This window comes from Myxococcaceae bacterium JPH2 (assembly GCA_016458225.1).
Taxonomy (GTDB): domain Bacteria; phylum Myxococcota; class Myxococcia; order Myxococcales; family Myxococcaceae; genus Citreicoccus.
On sequence record JAEMGR010000003.1, the window covers coordinates 448,050 to 463,860 of the forward strand.

Here is a 15,811-nt window from a genome sequence, read left to right on the forward strand (position 1 = left end):
CCTCAGAGCGGCGAGTACTGGAGCCCCAGCGAGACGCTCTTGGACACGCTGGTGCCCAGCCACTGGCGCGCGCCATCCACGCCAATGCGGAGGTTGTAGCCAATCAGGTGATAGGCGAGCGACAGGTCCACGGACTTGAGCACGGAGAGCTGCGGCTGGAGCACGCCGGGCGAGGCCTGCTCCCAGCGCACGCCCACCTGCGTGATTCCAGGCCCCAGCTTCACGGCGGGCACATACGCCCCCGTGACGGCGAACGAGCGCCGGTACGGGCGGTGCTCGTCGTATTGGTAATACGCCGCGTCGAACGTCACAGTGCCGTTGCCGCCGAGCTTCTTCTCCGCGAAGGCATCCGCCGTCACTGCCCACAAGTTACCCACCGCCTGGGGCGCGGCCTGCGCCGCCTCCACCCCGCCCACGAGGAGCGGCAGGACGGTGGACGTGGCGGACACCGGCGCCGTCCACGTGCGGCCGTCATGCTGATACTGCATGGCCACGCCCACCGAGACGACGTCCTTCTCTCCCAGGTAGGAGCTGTTGACGAAGTACCCAGGCTCCTTGTCCAGGAAGCTCATGCTCACGCGGCCCGTGAAGCGCGGCGACTTGCCGCCCCCGTCGAGCTGGTGCGCCATCAGGTGATACTTGAACAGGCCCTGGTTCACCGAGCCCCACACCCCGAGCCCGGTGTCTCGACCGAACGGGCCGTTCTCCCCGCCAATGCGTCGCACGCCGCCGTAGATGCCGGGGTAGTTCCAGATGAGGTTGCGGAACGGACCGCTCAGGTTGAAGCGGTCGAACGGCACCACGAAGCGGCCCACCCAGATTTGCAGCGGGTCCGCCAGCTTGAACATGCCCACCGAGTCCAGCACCCGGGGCTGCGCGCTCTCGAACGTCTGGGCATACGCCACGGCGCTGAAGGCATACGAGAACCACGGGGTGAGCTGGCCGCTCACCCCGGGGACCACCAGGATGGAGTTGAGCGCGTAGTCATCCTGTCGCGCCTGCGGCTTCATCTGGAACAGCGAGTCCACCCGCGCCTGGAACCGGAACACCACGGGCGACGGCGCGGGCGGCCCGGGCGCCACCGGCACCACGGGGGGCGCCGGAGGCACGGGCGTGGGCGCCGGCACCGAGGGGGCTGCCGGCTGCTCCGCGGGACTGGCCTCCTCCGCGAGCGCGCTCGCGGGAGCCACCACGCCCCAGGACAACGCCAAGGGAACCGCCAGGACTCGGACTGCCTGAAGTGTGTTCATGACCAAGCGCGAGGTGCGAAAGGGAAAAGGCAGCCGCTCAGACCGTCTTGAGCTTCATGACCTGGGTGCGGTCATTGAGGCCCTTGGTGAAGTAGGCGCGCGTGTGGTCCTTCTCCATGTGGACACGCAGCGCCTCCCGGTCCTGGAAGATTTCCCAGAGCACGAACGTGCCCGGGCGCTCCAGGTCCTCCAGGATGCGGAACAGGATGCAGCCCGGCTCCTTCACGGTCTCCGCCACCAGCTCCCGCAGCGCGACCCGCATCTCCGCTTCCTTGCCGGGCTTCGCCGTGAGGAACGCCGTCATCTCTACTCGTTCGTCAGCCATCGTCACCGTCTCCAATTCCTAGCGTCCAATGCCCTTCATCGCGGCTTCCGGATAACGCGTCCCCACCACCTGGCTCGCGTCCACGGCCTGGGTGATGCGCGCCACCTCGCTCGCGCTCAACCGGAGCGCGCCCGCCGCGAAGTTGTCCCGCAGGTACTGCTCCCGGCGCGTGCCCGGGATGATGTGGATGTGCTCACCGCGCGCCAGCACCCACGCGAGCGCGAGCTGCGACGGCGTGCACCCGCGCTCGGCGGCGATCTTCTTCAGGTCCTCGAGGAGCGCCGCGTTGCGGTCGAAGTTGTCCCCGGAGAAGCGCGGCATGAACTGCCGCACGTCCCCGCTGCGCTTCAGGTCCCCCGCGTTGAGCGACGCGGTCAGCAAGCCCCGGCTCAGCGGGCTGTACGCCACGAAGGCCACGCCCAGCTCCTGGCACGTCGGCAACAACTCCATCTCCGGGTCGCGCGACAGGAGCGAGTACTCCGTCTCCAGCGCGGCGATGGGATGCACCTTGTGGGCCCTGCGCAGCGTCTCCACGCTGACCTCGGACAACCCCAGCGCGCGCACCTTGCCGGCCTTCACCAGGTCGGCCATGGCCCCCACCGTCTCCTCGATGGGAACCGCCGGGTCCTTGCGGTGCACGTAGTAGAGGTCGATGTAGTCCAAACCCAGACGCGCCAGGCTCCGGTCACACGCCGCCTTCACGTACGCGGGGCTGCCATCCACGCTGCGCGCCAGCCCGCCCGCCGCGTCGCGGACGATGCCGAACTTGGTGGCCAGGAACACGCTCTGCCGCGGCACCGACTTCATGAACCGGCCGAGCAGCTGCTCGTTGGTGCCATTCCCATACATGTCCGACGTGTCCAGGTGCACGTAGCCCAGCTCGTGCGCCAGCGCCAGGATGCGCAGGTTCTCGGCCTCGTCAGACGGACCATAGAACTCACTCATGCCCATGCAGCCGAGCCCCACCCTGGGAAGGTTGGCCTTGCCCAGGGTGCCCAGCGACACCTTGCCCGCAACTCCAGTCATGTGTATTTCCCCTCGCGCGCGCGTCGGGCGCGCAATGGCGCACTCAATACCAGCTCAAGCTTCGCTTCGCACCAGCCGAGGGCGAGGACTTCCCAGCGCGCCAAGCACGAGCGTTCCCAGCGTGGCGGCGCCCGCCGCGGCCATGACGCCTGTCCAACCCCAGCGCTGCCAGACGGAGCCCAGCACGTAGCTGCCCAGGCTTCCTCCCGACAGACAGCTCAACAGATACAGCGAGGAGGCCGCGCCCATCTGCTGCGGTTGGATGGCCGTGGTGACGTCGTAGAACACCGCTGGCTGGCAGGCATACACGCCTGTGTACAGAATCAACACGCCCGCCAGCACCGCGATGACATTCTGGAATGCCACCATGATGCCAAACGCGGCGAGCACCAGGATGACGCCCGTGCGCACCACCACGCTGGCGCCATAGGACTGCGCCAACGCGCCAGCCTTGGGCGCGATGAGCGCGCCGCCCACACCCGCCAGGCTGAGCCAGCCAATCTGCGCCACGGACAGGCCAAACGGAGGAGCGACGAGATAGAAGGTCAGGATGGTGAGCGCGCCCAGGTAGGCGAAGAAGAGCAGGAAGCCCGCCAGGTAGCGCCGGACAATCTGCGGCATGGTCAGCAGCTGGAGCGCGCGCGCGTACTGCCCCGCGAGCGAGGGCTTCTGGCCCGGAATGGGCGCGAGCACCCGCGCCTGGAAGAGCGCCAGCGCCACCAGGACCGCGGGCACGCTGTAGAGCATCATGGCGTGACGCCAGCCAATCAGCCCCGTCAGGATGCCAATGACCGTGCGGCCCACGATGAGGCCCGTCACCGTCGCGCTCAGACACAGGCCCAGGTAGGCCCCCGCCTTCCCCGGCGGCGCGATGCGCGTCATGTACGGGAACATGGGGCTGACCAGCCCCGCGGCGAACGCGCCAATCAGGCCCATGCCCAGGTTGAAGAGGATGTAGCTCCGGGACAGCCCGCACAGCGCCACGCTGGCCGCCAGCCCCAGCGCGCTGAACATGGCCATGCGGGTGAGGTTCACCCGGTCCGTCAGGGGCCCCAACAGGAAGAACGCCACTGCGTACGCGAGGCTGCAGTAGCTGAACGACACGCGCACGTCCGTGATGGGGAGCCCGAAGTCAGCGCCGATCTGCTGGAAGATGGGCTGCACCATGACGATGGAGCCCAACGCCAACAGGATGGCGGAGAACGGCGTGAGCGGCGCCCACTTCGAGTGCTGTTCGGTGGTCATGGGCCCGCGCCTAGCCTCTCGTCTCGAGCTTCTCGAAGGGCACCGGGCCCGACTTGAGCTGGGCATGCACGTCGCCGCCCAGGCCGTGATGGCCAATGGCGCCGCCGTAGTTCATCTGCGAGCTCATCCAGAGCACGATGACGTCGATGAGGCGGTTGGAGTCCTGCCCCGGCGGGAACGGATCCGGGATGCGCGCCGAGTACGTCGCCTTGCCCTGCGCGTCCGCGATGAAGACGTTGGGGATGCCCAGCGGCCCGGGGCGCACCGTGCCCTTCGGGCGAATCTCATGACGGCGCAATCCCATCACCGTGTAGAGGCTGTGAGGAATCATCCCCTCGAACTCGAAGGAGAAGTCCGCGTAGTCCTCCCCCACGTCGATGGTCATCGTCCCCCGGGCCTTGCACCACTGGCTCAAGGTGATGGGCGTGGTGATTTTGCGCCCGTCGATGGGCCGGTAGTCCGGGATGTAGGCCTCGTGCAGCGGGAGCGACGGCCGCACCACGCTGTGCGCGTGAGGGGCCTGGTCCGGCGCGAACACCTGCGAGTAGTTGTTGCAGGGCAGCGGCAGGGAGACCGTGTAGAGCACCTCGTCGCTCGTCGCCAGCTCGTCCGAGGAGATGTGACGGACCACCTTGTACGGGGCCAGCTTGCCGAACTCCGGCAGCGGACTCTGCGGCGACACCACCGCCGAGGTCCACTTCATCGTCAGGTCATCCTGGATGACATTGCCAATGACAATGAAGTTGCCGTCCTTGTCCATGATTTCGCTGGGCGGATAAGGCGGCCCCTGCGTGGTCAGCTTCAGGGCGTGGACGTATTTCTTGGTGGACATGGCTCCCCCTTCAGTTCGCCGCCAGGACGCGCCAGTTGCGCTCGCGGGCCACCTTCAGCATGCCCGGCGAGTCCCCCACCACGACAGGGTTGCCCACCTTCTCCATGAAGCAGATATCCGAGACGTGGTCGCCGTACGCGTAGCAGGAGTCGAGCTTGACCTCGCGCCCCGCGATGTAGCGGGAAATGACCTCCCACTTGCCATCGCCAATCACTTGCTGGAGCAGGCGGCCGGTGTAGATGCCGTCCTTCACCTCCAGCTCCGAGCACAACAGCCGGTCCGCGCCCACGTAGTTGACGATGGGGCCGAGGATGTCCTTGAACGAGCCGGAGACGAGCACCAGCTCCGCGCCGCGCGACTTGTGCTCGCGCTGCTCGGTGAACGCGGACGACACGAAGAGGTCGCCCCGGTCGATGATCTCCTGCATCCAGGTGCGCGCCGCCGCCTGGAGCTCCGCCTGACGGATGCCCGCGAACATCTCGTAGAAGCGCTTGTTGAGCGCCGCGCGGTCCGCGGTGGGCGTGTTGGCCTCGTTGATGGCCTTGAACTCCTTGCGCTTCTCCTCCACCTCCGGCCGGGTCGCGTAGGCCGTGTGATAGAGGAAGTAGTCCATGAACGTGATCATGCTCTTGAAGCGGATCAGCGTCTCATCGACGTCAGAGAAGACGATGTAAGGACTGCTCATGGTGCGGTGCTCCTGATTCAAGCGTCGGATTCGTTGAGCGGAGAGAGGCTGGGCGCCAGCTTCACGAGCGCCAGCCGGGACAGCAGTCCCTCGCGCGCGCTGAGCAACGCCTTGTCGAAGGCGGCGTACTTCACGAAGACCTCCGTGATGCACACGCCCACCTGGAAGAACTCGACCTTGATGTCGAGGAACACCGCCCCCGTCTGGCGCGAGTCACCCCGCTCCTCCACCACCTTCATGGTGATGTCGGTGGGCAGGGGGAAGCCAAACGTGTGGTAGGTGATGTTGTACTCGTTGAGCACGAAGTAGTACGGGCGCCCGAGCTGCTTCAGCCAGAAGCGCTCCGTGGCCGCCAGCAGCATCTGCCGCGACGCCTCGAAGAACACCACCCCCTGGAGGTGGTGACCGGTGACGTGGTCGCTCATCTCCGCGCAGTCGTCATCCAGGACCAGATAGGAGCGGTAGAGATTGGCCGCGTCGTCCTTCTGTGGCGTGGTGATGATGGTGTTGCGGTCGAAGTGCTTGTGCGTGTACTTGCCCGAGCAGCGGTCCCGGATGCGCGCCTCCTGGATGGAGACGCGGTCATGGGCGGCGCTCCTTTGGAGGCGCTCCTCCAGCACGGCCAGCCGCTCCAGGGAGACTCCCTGACCGACAATCAGCGCGAGCGGCCGCTCGATGGCGTTCTTCTCGAGCAACCGCTCCAGGTGGGACACCGTCATCACGCCCGGGTTCTCACCCGCGAACGCGACGAACTTGTCACCCACCACGTGCAGCGGCTGCGGCGCTTCGAGTCCCCGGCGGGTCACCTGCTGGAGTGCACCGCTCGCCCCATCGGCGGTGATGTCTCCAAGTTCCGTCAGGGACGCCGGGTGGCGTGGCTGATCCAGAGTCAACATGGGAGTCCCCCTCCTGTTGTTCAATACTGCGCAGTCTGTTTGCTATGGCCGGCCCCCGGACGCACGCACACCCGTTTATGTCCTCCGCGGGATGACACGGCGCGGAATGGAGGGTGCCGGGGCGCCCGCGTCTCAAATAACAATTCCCAGACATCTTTCTGTAACAACTCATGTCACACGAACGCTGTCTTGCGTCATCGCGCGGATGACATGAACAGGTGCGCGTGATGCGCCGACGAAATGATTGGTATTGGACGCCACGCTTTGAAGACGCCCATGGGGATGGGCTGTCTTTCAAGAAGAGGGGTGAGTCACATGCTTGGGGAAAAGCCTGACGTGCAGTGGGTGCTGGAGCGCCTGGAGTCTCATGGCTCGCGCCCCGCGATGTTCTGGGAAGGCAACGAGGTCACCTACGCCGCGCTCGTCACGCGCGTGAAGGCCTGGCAGGAGACGCTGGCGAAGCACGGCGTGAAGCCAGGCCACTCGGTGGCGCTCCGCGGGGACTACAACCCGGAGACGTGCGCGCTGCTGGTGGCCCTCATCCTTCAAAGGACCATCGCGGTCCCGCTCGCGCCCAGCGTCAAGACGTTGGAGGAGTTCCTGGCCATCGCCGAGTGCGATGCCCTGTTCGAGTTCCAGGGCACCGAGCTGAAGAACGTCCGCCGCCTGGAGCCCCAGACGCACCACTCGCTCATGGCGCACCTGCGGACGCAGGACGTGCCCGGCCTCATCCTGTTCAGCTCGGGCTCCACGGGGAAGAGCAAGGCGTCGCTGCTCGACTTCGAGCGCATGCTGCGCAAGTTCAAGAAGGCCCGCGCCGGCAGCCGCACCCTCACCTTCCTGCTGCTGGACCACATTGGCGGCATCAACACCCTGCTCCACGCGCTGATGTCCGGCGGGACCATCGTGCCGCTCCTGGAGCGCACGCCCCAGGCCGTGTGCGCCGCCATCGCGAAGCACCGCGTGCAGCTGCTGCCCACCACGCCCACCTTCCTCAACATGCTGCTCATGTCAGAGGCGTACCGGCAGCACGACCTGTCCTCGCTGGAGATGATCACCTACGGCACGGAGCCCATGCCCGCGGCCACGCTGAAGCACCTGCATGAGGTGTTTCCCACGCTCAAGCTCAAGCAGACGTATGGCCTGTCCGAGCTGGGCATCCTCCAGACCAAGTCCAAGGACGACGCGTCCCTCTGGGTGAAGGTGGGCGGCGACGGCTACGAGGTGAAGGTCATCGACAACATCCTGTGGATTCGCGCCGAGTCCGCGATGTTGGGCTATCTCAACGCGCCCTCGCCCTTCAACGAAGAGGGCTGGTTCAACACCGGCGACGCGGTGGAGGTGGACGGGGAGTACCTGCGCATCCTCGGCCGCAAGTCGGAGATCATCAACGTGGGCGGGGAGAAGGTGTACCCGGCCGAGGTGGAGAGCGTCATCCTCCAGCTCTCCAACGTGACGGACGTCACCGTGGTGGGGCGTCCCAATCCCATCACCGGCAACGTGGTGTTCGCGCGCGTCACCGTGAAGGAGCCGGAGGACCCGTCCGCGCTCACCAAGCGGCTGCGCCAGTTCTGCCGCGGCCGGCTCGACTCATTCAAGGTCCCGGTGGCGGTGGAGGTGGTGGAAGGCCGCCTGCACGGAGACCGGTTCAAGAAGGCGCGCGTCGGCTGACAGGCATTCCGAGGGGGAAACGGTGTCAACACAGACAGAGAGTCGTTCCAAGGTCGTCATCATCAGCGGGGGCAGCCGGGGCCTCGGCCAGGCGCTCGTGACCCACTGCCTCGAGCGGGGCCACACGGTGGCCACGTTCAGCCGCTCCGAGAGCCCGTTCGTCGCGCAGCTCAAGGCGAAGGACCCCGAGCGCCGCCGCTTCCTCTGGGAGCCGGTGGATGCCACGGACCCGGCCGCCCTGAAGTCCTTCGTGCATCAGGTGGCGGAGACGTATGGGCGGGTGGACGCGCTGGTGAACAACGCGGGGGTGGGAATCGACGGCATCCTCACCACGATGCGCGGCTCGCAAATCGAGCAGGGCATCGACCTCAACCTCAAGTCCGCCATCTATCTCATCCAGGCGTGCGCCAAGCAGATGCTGCTGCACCAGGCGGGCAGCATCATCAACGTGTCGTCCGTGAACGCGGTGCGCGGCCACTCGGGCGTGGCCGTCTACAGCGCGACGAAGGCGGCGCTCGACGGGCTCACCCGCAGCATGGCGCGCGAGCTGGGCCCCAAGCACATCCGCGTCAACTCGGTGGCGCCCGGCTACTTCGAGAGCGAGATGGTCGCGGACCTCACCGCCGAGGCCAAGAACCGCATCATCCGCCGCACCCCGCTGGGACGCCTGGGCACCGCCGACGACATGGCTCACGTCGTGCTGTTCCTGCTCTCGCCCCAGTCGTCCTTCATCACGGGCCAAACCATCGTCGTCGACGGGGGAATCACATGCTGAACCAGCGTCCCAGCGTGCAGGAAATCCAGAAGCTCATCGCGGAGCACATCGGCCAGATTCTCGAGGAGAAGGCCACCCAGGAAGGCAAGAGCAAGGAGGTCGGCCACGCGGACAGGCTCGGCGCCGACCTTGGCCTGTCGTCGCTGGATTTGGCCCAGCTCGTCGCCTCGCTCGAGATGCGGCTGAAGGCAGACCCGTTCCAGGAGCTGGTGCCCATCACCAGCGTGCGCACCGTCGCGGACCTCTGCGGTGCCTACGAGAAGTTCTTCTCCGGTGACACCTCGGATGGGGGCGCGTCCGAGGCCCTGCTCGAAAGCAAGCGTCGCGCCGAGGCGCGCCGCCGGTAACGCACACCGTCCCGCCTCGCGCCACTCCACCCTGGCTCCCGCCGTCGCACGGAAGAACACGTCATGAGCACGTTGGACAACCTGAAGGGCGTTGCAATCATTGGCATGGCGTGCCGGTTCCCGGGGGCCCGGGACCTGAACGCGTTCTGGAAGAACCTGTGCGAGGGACGCGAGTCCATCACCTTCTTCACGCGAGAGGAGCTGGCCGAGGCGGGCGTCCCCGCCCACGTCATGGACACGCCGGGCTTCGTGCCCGCGGCGCCGGCCCTGGAGGGCGTGGACCAGTTCGACGCCGGCTTCTTCAGCTACACGGGGCGCGAGGCCAGCTTCATGGACCCGCAGCAGCGCCTCTTCCTGGAGGTGGCGTGGGAGGCGTTCGAGGACAGCGGCTACCACCCCGAGTCCATCCGCTCCCCGGTGGGCGTGTTCGCCGGCTCCGGCGGCGTGGTGACCAGCTACCTGGCCGCGTACCAGCAGCGCGCGCCCGAGCTGCTGGGCCCCACGGGCAGCGTGCAACACATTGGCAATGACAAGGACTTCGTCGCCACGCGCGTGTCCTACAAGCTGGACTTGAAGGGCCCCAGCATCAACATCCAGACGGCGTGCTCCACGTCGCTGGTGGCGCTGCACCTGGCCTGCCGCAGCGTGCTGGATGGCGAGTGCGACCTGGCGCTGGCGGGCGCGTCCACCATCCGCTTCCCGCACACCAACGGCTACGTCTACCAGAGCGAGGACATCCTCTCGCCGGACGGGCACTGCCGCGCCTTCGACGAGAAGGCCCAGGGCACCATCTTCGGCAGCGGCGTGGCCGCGGTGCTCATCAAGCCGCTGCGCGCGGCCATCGAGGACGGCGACCACGTCTACGCGGTCATCAAGGGCAGCGCCATCAACAACGACGGCGGCCAGAAGGTCAGCTACGGCGCGTCCAGCGTGCCCGGGCAGTCCATGGCCATGCTGGAGGCGATGACGCTGGCGGACGTGTCTCCGGACACGCTGCGCTACGTGGAGTGCCACGCCACCGGCACCACCGTGGGCGACCCGCTGGAGGTCCAGGCCCTCACGCGCGCGTTCCGCACCGGCACCTCGCGCAAGGGCTTCTGCGGCATCGGCTCGGTGAAGACGAACATCGGGCACCTGGAGCAGACGGCCGGCATGGCCGCGCTCATCAAGACGGCGCTCGCGCTGAAGCACCGCCAGCTTCCTCCCACCATCAACTTCGAGAAGGCGAACCCCAAGCTGGGTCTGCCCTCGAGCCCCTTCTACATCCAGACGCGATTGGAGGACTGGGCCGCGTCCGACGAGCACCCCCGGCGCGCGGGCCTCAACGGCCTGGGCCTGGGCGGCACCAACGCCTTCGTCGTCCTGGAGGAGGCCCCGACGCTCCCCGCGCGCGCGCCCGCCGCGGCGGAGCGGCCGCTGCACACGCTGGCCCTCTCCGCGCGCAACGAGACGGCCCTGGCGCAGAGCGCCGAGCGCTTCGTCCGCTACCTGAGCACGCACCCCGACGCGAACCTCGCGGACGTCTGCTTCACCGCGAGCAGCAGCCGCTCGGCCTTCGAGCACCGGCTCGCGGTGTCCGCGCGCTCCACCGAGGAGCTGGCCTCGCGGCTGGCCACGGTGAGCCAGGACACGCTCGCGCCGGGCGTGGCGAAGGGCAACGGCAAGGCGCGCCCGGTGGCCTTCCTCTTCACGGGCCAGGGCGCGCAGTACCCGGGCATGGCCGCGGAGCTGTACCGCACGCAGCCCGTGTTCCGCGACGCGCTGGACGCGTGCGACGCGCTCTCCCGTCCGCACCTGGAGCGCTCGCTGCTCAGCGTGCTGTTCGCCGAGGGCGAGGACGCGAAGCTCGTCAACGAGACGGGCTACACGCAGGTGTCGCTGTTCGCGGTGGAGTACGCGCTGGCGACGCTGTGGCGCTCGTGGGGCGTGAAGCCCGCGGTGGTGATGGGCCACAGCGTGGGCGAGGTGACGGCGGCGTGCGTGGCCGGCAGCATGAGCCTGGCGGACGCGCTCAAGCTCATCTCGCACCGAGGCCGGCTCATGCAGGGCCTGCCTCGCACGGGCGGCATGGCGGCGGTGTTCGCCTCCGAGGCGCAGGTGCTGGAGCTCATCGCGCCCTTCGGTGAGCGGCTGTCCATTGGCGCGAGCAACGCCCCGCGCAGCACCGTCGTCTCGGGAGAGAAGGAGGCGCTCGCGTCCCTCTTCCAGGTGCTCACCCAGCAGGGCATCGACTTCAAGGAGCTGGTCGTCTCGCACGCCTTCCACTCGGCGCTGATGGACCCCATCCTCGACACGCTGGAGACCATCGCGGCGGAGATCCGCTTCACGAAGCCCTCCATCCCCGTGGTGTCCAACGTCACCGGCGCGCTCATGGAGGACGCGCCCACCGCGCGCTACTGGCGCGACCATGCCCGGGGCGCGGTGCGCTTCGCGAACGGCATGCAGACGCTGCGCGACGCGGGGCACACGCTGTTCCTCGAGGTGGGGCCGGGCTCCAGCCTCTTGGGCCTCGGGCGTCAGTGCGTCCCCGACGAGTCCGCGCAGTGGCTCCCCTCGCTCAGCCGCCAGAAGGGCGACTGGGATGTGCTGTCGGAGAGCCTGCGCGCCCTCTACGTGAGCGGGTACACGGTGGACTGGCGCGGCTTCGACCAGCCCTACGCGCGCCGCCGGCTGCCGCTGCCCACCTACCCGTTCCAGCGCAAGCGCTACTGGGTGAAGGAGTCCGCCGCGCCGCTCTCGGCGCGTCAGGACCGGGGCGGTCATCCGCTGCTCGGCGAGCGCCTGCGCTCCACGCTGAAGGAGGCCCAGTTCGAGGCCCACTACAGCCTGGACACGCTCACCTACCTGGATGACCACCGCATCTTCGGCCTGCCCGTGCTGCCCACCACCGCGGCGCTGGAGCTGGTCACCCAAGGCGCGCGCGCGCACTTCGGCGTCGACGCCGTGGCCATGGAGCGCTTCCTGTACGGCGAGGCGCTCGTGCTCCCCGAGGACGGCGCTCGCGTCATCCACCTGGTCATCACGCCGGTGGAGGATGACCGCGCCACGTTCAAGGTCTTCAGCACGGACGAGCGCCCCGGCGCGCCGTGGGTGCAGCACATCGAGGGTGAGCTCAAGCCCCGGCGCGACGCGAACGACAGCGACGTGCGAGACGCCTCGGGACTCGCGGCGGCGCGCGAGCACTGCGCGAGCGCCGTTCCCATCGAGCGCTACTACCCGGCCATCCGGGAGATGGGCTTGGAGTACGGCCCCGCGTTCCGAGGCATCCAGGCGCTGTGGCAGGGCGAGGGCGAGGCGCTGAGCCACGTGCGCCTGCCGGAGCATGTGGCGTCCGAGCCCTACGCGCTCCAGCCCGCGTTCCTCGACGCCTGCCTCCACATCTACCCCGCGTTGGCCGAGGCCTACGGCGACTTCACCGTCCCGCCCGAGGACCCGCGCCGCACCTTCCTGCCGCTCAGCATGGAGCGCTACGTCGTCTACGCGCCGGGCACCCGCGACGCCTGGGTGCACGCGAAGCGCCGCGCCGGCGCCACGCCCGACAGCATGGTGGTGGACCTGCGCCTGCTCGCGGAGGACGGGCGCCTGCTCGCGGTGATGGAGGGCTTGCAGGTCAAGCGCCTCACCCAGGAGGCCATGCAGCCGACGGCCACCACCTCGGGCGACCCGGTGCTGGATGCCATCTACCTGCGGCAGTGGGAGGAGCGGCCCGCGCTCGCGCTGGCGCAGCGCAACCCGGAGGCGCTGCCCAACCGCTGGCTCATCTTCGCGGACCGGGGCGGCGTGGGCCGGGCGTTGGCGGAGCAGCTCCGCGCGCTCGGTGAGAAGTGCCACCTCATCTACCCGGACGTCACGCTGGTGGACGGCGAGCGGCTCAAGCCCATCGCGCCGGACGAGCCCAAGCTCTTCCACCGACTGGTGCGCGACTACTTCGGCGTGCCCGGCATCTCCTACCGCCACGTCGTCTACCTGTGGGGCCTGGACGCGACGCCCGCGGACACGCTGGCGCCCGAGCAGCTCGCCAGCGGCGAGGCGGGCGCGGTGGGCAGCGCGCTGCTGCTCATCCAGGCCGTGTCGGTGGTGAACTCGGTGACGGGCGCCACGCCTCGCGTGTGGTTCGCCACGCGCAACGCGCAGGAGGTGGGCAGCACGCCCGGCGCGGTGGAGGTCGCGCAGTCGCCGCTGTGGGCGCTCGGCGCGGCCATGGCCCTGCGCCACTCGGACCTGTGGGGCGGCCTCGTCGACCTGGACCGCGACGGCGCCGGCGGCGTCAATGCGGACGCGGCGGCGCTGCTCTCGGAGCTGTGGCACTCGGACGGCGAGGACCAGGTGGCGCTGCGCGGCGGCAAGCGCTTCGCGGCCCGGCTCACCCGGACGCAGAAGCCTCGGCCGGAAGCGGGCGCGCGGCTGTTCCGCGCCGACGCCACGTACCTCATCACGGGAGGACTCGGCGCCACCGGCCTGGAGCTGGCCCGGTGGATGGTGGCCCACGGCGGCGCCCGCCACCTGCTGCTCGCGGACGCACAGCCACTCGATGAGGCCCGCACGCGCGCGGTGGACGCGCTGGTGAAGCTGGGCGCGCACGTCAGCGTGTCGCGCGTGGACATCACCCGTGAAGCGGACGCGCAGCGGCTGTTCGCGGAAGCCAAGTCCCTGCCCACGCTCAAGGGCGTCTTCCACTGCGCCACGTCGCGGCAGGAGGACCTCCTGGACATGATTGTCTGGAAGAAGTTCTCCGGCGCGATGGCGCCCAAGGCGATGGGCGCGTGGCTGCTCCACCAGCACACGCTCGCGCTCCCGCTCGACCACTTCGTCCTCTTCTCGTCCGTGCAGAGCTGGATTGGCTCCGACACCGGCACGAACGAGGCGGCGGGGGGCGCGTTCATGGAAGCCCTGTCCACGCTCCGCCGCGCCCAGGGACTGCCGGCCACGGTGGTCCACTGGGGCGCGTGGGAGCTGCCCGGCCGGGCGCTCGCGCAGGCCGAAGCGGCGCGCGGGGTGCAAGCCCTCAAGCCCACCCAGGCATTGGAGGCGCTGGACTACGTGCTGCGCCACGACCTGCCGCGCGCGGCGGTCACCGCCACGGACTGGACCGCGTGGACCCAGCAGTTCCGAGGCGGCGCGCCCACGCTGTACTCCGCGCTGGGCAAGGCCGGCGCGCGCAAGCGCCGCTCGCAGCGAGCGGGAGAGGATCCGCGCCTGCTCCGCCAGCGCATCCAGGCGGCCTCCGAGCCCGAGCGCCGGGGCGTCATCATGGAAGTGGTCCGCAAGCAGGTGACGGACGTGCTGGGCGCCGACGAGCTGGTGGTGGTGGACGCGCCCCTCGTGGGCTTCGGCCTGGACTCGCTCGTGTCGGTGAACCTGGTGAACCGCCTGGAGCCCGCGCTGGGTGTGGCGGTGCCCGTCGCCAAGCTGCTGCAAGGCGCCACCATCCAGAGCCTGGTGGACGAGCTGTTCCCCACGCTGCGCGCCGAAGCGGGACGCGCGGCCTGAGCCCTCGAACGAGACACGCAAGGAGTGAGTGACATGAGTGGAGCTGGGCCCGCCCGGTACCTGTTGCTGAACTACATGAAGGTGGACGCGGCGAACGTGGACACCGTCGCCGCCACCGTGCGGCTGCCGCGCCCCACCGACGCGAGGTTCTCGCGCGCCGTCTATCGCCATGAAGCGGGCGACCGCCTCATGGAGTTCGTGGCCCTGCCGGACCTCTCCGGCCTGGAGGAGCTGCTCACCCACTCCGCGTGGCGCGAGGTGGAGGACGCGGTGCGGCCCCGGCTCGCGCTGGACCATCGCCGGCAGATTCATGCGCTGTGCGACGTGGCGAAGCCCTCGGCGTCAGCGGTCCCGGACGCGGCGCACGTCCAGCTGATCCGCGCGGAGGTGCCGCCGCACGCGCTGGCCGAGTACCGCGCCTGGCGCCGAGACGTGCTGCTCCCCGCGCTGAGCGCGCTGCCCGGGGTGACGGCGTGCGCCGCCTACCAGTCCGTGGTGAGCACCGAGCCGGGGGCGCTGCTCGTCACGCAGAGCCGCACCTCTCCCGCTCAGCTCACGGAGGCGCAGCAGGCCACCGCGCCCAAGGAAGCCCTGCGGCACGCCGCCAGCCACTTCACGCTGGGGGCGGTCCACACCTCCCATTGGGAGAGGCTCTGAGTCGCCATGCGTGGCCCGGAACATCCAGCCACGCAGGCGTGGCGCTCAGGCGGCGACGTGATCCGGTTGCCCGCCCGCGCCCAGCAGGATGGCCGGGCCCGCGCCGCAGCGCTCGCAGTGCAGGTGTTGGGTCATCTCCCGCACGAAGGCCACCAGCGCGCCCACCGCGTCATCGCAGTCCAGCTTGCGGTAGATGCGCGTCCAGTAGAGCTTCACCGTCGGATAGGCAATGCCAAGCTCCGCGGCGATCTCCTTGCTGGTTCTGCCTTTGGAGACGAAGCGCGTGAAGACCTCGCTCTCGCGAGCGCTCAGGCCCTTCTTCTGCGCGTAGGCGATCGCAATGTCGCACAGGCGATCCCTCACGCCCGTCTTACAACAAGGAGTCCTGCGCGTGGTGACGGTGGGCTGTCCCGCCTCGGGCGAGGCGTCGGGGAGGTTCCCGGAAGATTCATCTGGAGCCGTCACTGCGACCTCCTGAAGCGGACCAATGCAAACACGGGAGGATTCAAGGGAGGGAGCAACCCCGTCGCCCGACCACGCCCTGCTGCACCTTGCCTGCCATTCGCGCCATATCCCCCACCCTGACCAGAAGTGAACTATTACCGAAGGTAA

At 68.8% G+C, this 15,811-nt stretch carries 13 protein-coding genes; 5 read left to right on the plus strand and 8 right to left on the minus strand.

The window, feature by feature from the left end:
• Positions 1-2: 2 nt before the first annotated feature.
• The 7 genes from JGU66_06565 to JGU66_06595 all read right to left on the minus strand — a co-directional run bounded on the left by JGU66_06565 (position 3) and on the right by JGU66_06595 (position 6,259).
• On the minus strand, positions 3-1,211 hold the full coding sequence (locus JGU66_06565; protein MBJ6760419.1) for a hypothetical protein: 1,209 nt from the start codon (positions 1,209-1,211) through the stop codon (positions 3-5).
• 76 nt (positions 1,212-1,287) lie between these two features.
• A complete protein-coding gene (locus tag JGU66_06570) occupies positions 1,288-1,575 on the minus strand; it encodes an antibiotic biosynthesis monooxygenase (protein MBJ6760420.1) in 288 nt (95 codons plus the stop codon).
• An 18-nt stretch (positions 1,576-1,593) separates the two neighbouring features.
• The gene (locus tag JGU66_06575) at positions 1,594-2,601 is read right to left on the minus strand and encodes an aldo/keto reductase (GenBank protein ID MBJ6760421.1); all 1,008 of its coding nucleotides are present in this window, start codon (positions 2,599-2,601) and stop codon (positions 1,594-1,596) included.
• Between the two features lie 54 nt (positions 2,602-2,655).
• Complete coding sequence (locus tag JGU66_06580) at positions 2,656-3,846, minus strand: MFS transporter (protein ID MBJ6760422.1); 1,191 nt, start codon at positions 3,844-3,846, stop codon at positions 2,656-2,658.
• 10 nt (positions 3,847-3,856) lie between these two features.
• Positions 3,857-4,678 (minus strand): hypothetical protein, encoded by an 822-nt coding sequence (locus tag JGU66_06585; GenBank protein ID MBJ6760423.1) that lies wholly within the window; start codon positions 4,676-4,678, stop codon positions 3,857-3,859.
• A gap of 10 nt (positions 4,679-4,688) precedes the next feature.
• The gene (locus tag JGU66_06590; GenBank protein ID MBJ6760424.1) at positions 4,689-5,363 is read right to left on the minus strand and encodes an HAD-IB family hydrolase; all 675 of its coding nucleotides are present in this window, start codon (positions 5,361-5,363) and stop codon (positions 4,689-4,691) included.
• Between the two features lie 17 nt (positions 5,364-5,380).
• Positions 5,381-6,259, minus strand: a complete 879-nt coding sequence (locus JGU66_06595) for a hypothetical protein (protein MBJ6760425.1) — start codon at positions 6,257-6,259, stop codon at positions 5,381-5,383.
• Positions 6,260-6,604: 345 nt separating this feature from the next.
• Between JGU66_06595 and JGU66_06600 the strand changes: the two genes are divergently transcribed.
• The 5 genes from JGU66_06600 (at position 6,605) to JGU66_06620 (ending at position 15,199) form a co-directional block, all read left to right on the plus strand.
• Positions 6,605-7,930: an AMP-binding protein gene (locus JGU66_06600; GenBank protein MBJ6760426.1), complete on the plus strand. Its 1,326-nt coding sequence runs from the start codon at positions 6,605-6,607 to the stop codon at positions 7,928-7,930.
• 22 nt (positions 7,931-7,952) lie between these two features.
• Positions 7,953-8,705, plus strand: coding sequence for an SDR family oxidoreductase (locus JGU66_06605; protein MBJ6760427.1), 753 nt, complete (start codon positions 7,953-7,955; stop codon positions 8,703-8,705).
• Positions 8,699-9,052, plus strand: a complete 354-nt coding sequence (locus JGU66_06610; protein ID MBJ6760428.1) for a hypothetical protein — start codon at positions 8,699-8,701, stop codon at positions 9,050-9,052. Before JGU66_06605 ends, JGU66_06610 begins: the two co-directional genes overlap by 7 nt.
• Positions 9,053-9,115: 63 nt before the next feature.
• A complete protein-coding gene (locus JGU66_06615) occupies positions 9,116-14,542 on the plus strand; it encodes a polyketide synthase dehydratase domain-containing protein (GenBank protein ID MBJ6760429.1) in 5,427 nt (1,808 codons plus the stop codon).
• A gap of 33 nt (positions 14,543-14,575) precedes the next feature.
• Positions 14,576-15,199, plus strand: a complete 624-nt coding sequence (locus JGU66_06620) for a hypothetical protein (protein ID MBJ6760430.1) — start codon at positions 14,576-14,578, stop codon at positions 15,197-15,199.
• Positions 15,200-15,244: 45 nt separating this feature from the next.
• Here the strand turns inward: JGU66_06620 and JGU66_06625 are convergent, their stop codons facing one another.
• Positions 15,245-15,664 carry a response regulator transcription factor gene (locus JGU66_06625; GenBank protein ID MBJ6760431.1) on the minus strand — a complete coding sequence of 140 codons (420 nt, stop codon included), beginning with the start codon at positions 15,662-15,664 and terminating at the stop codon, positions 15,245-15,247.
• Positions 15,665-15,811: the final 147 nt, after the last annotated feature.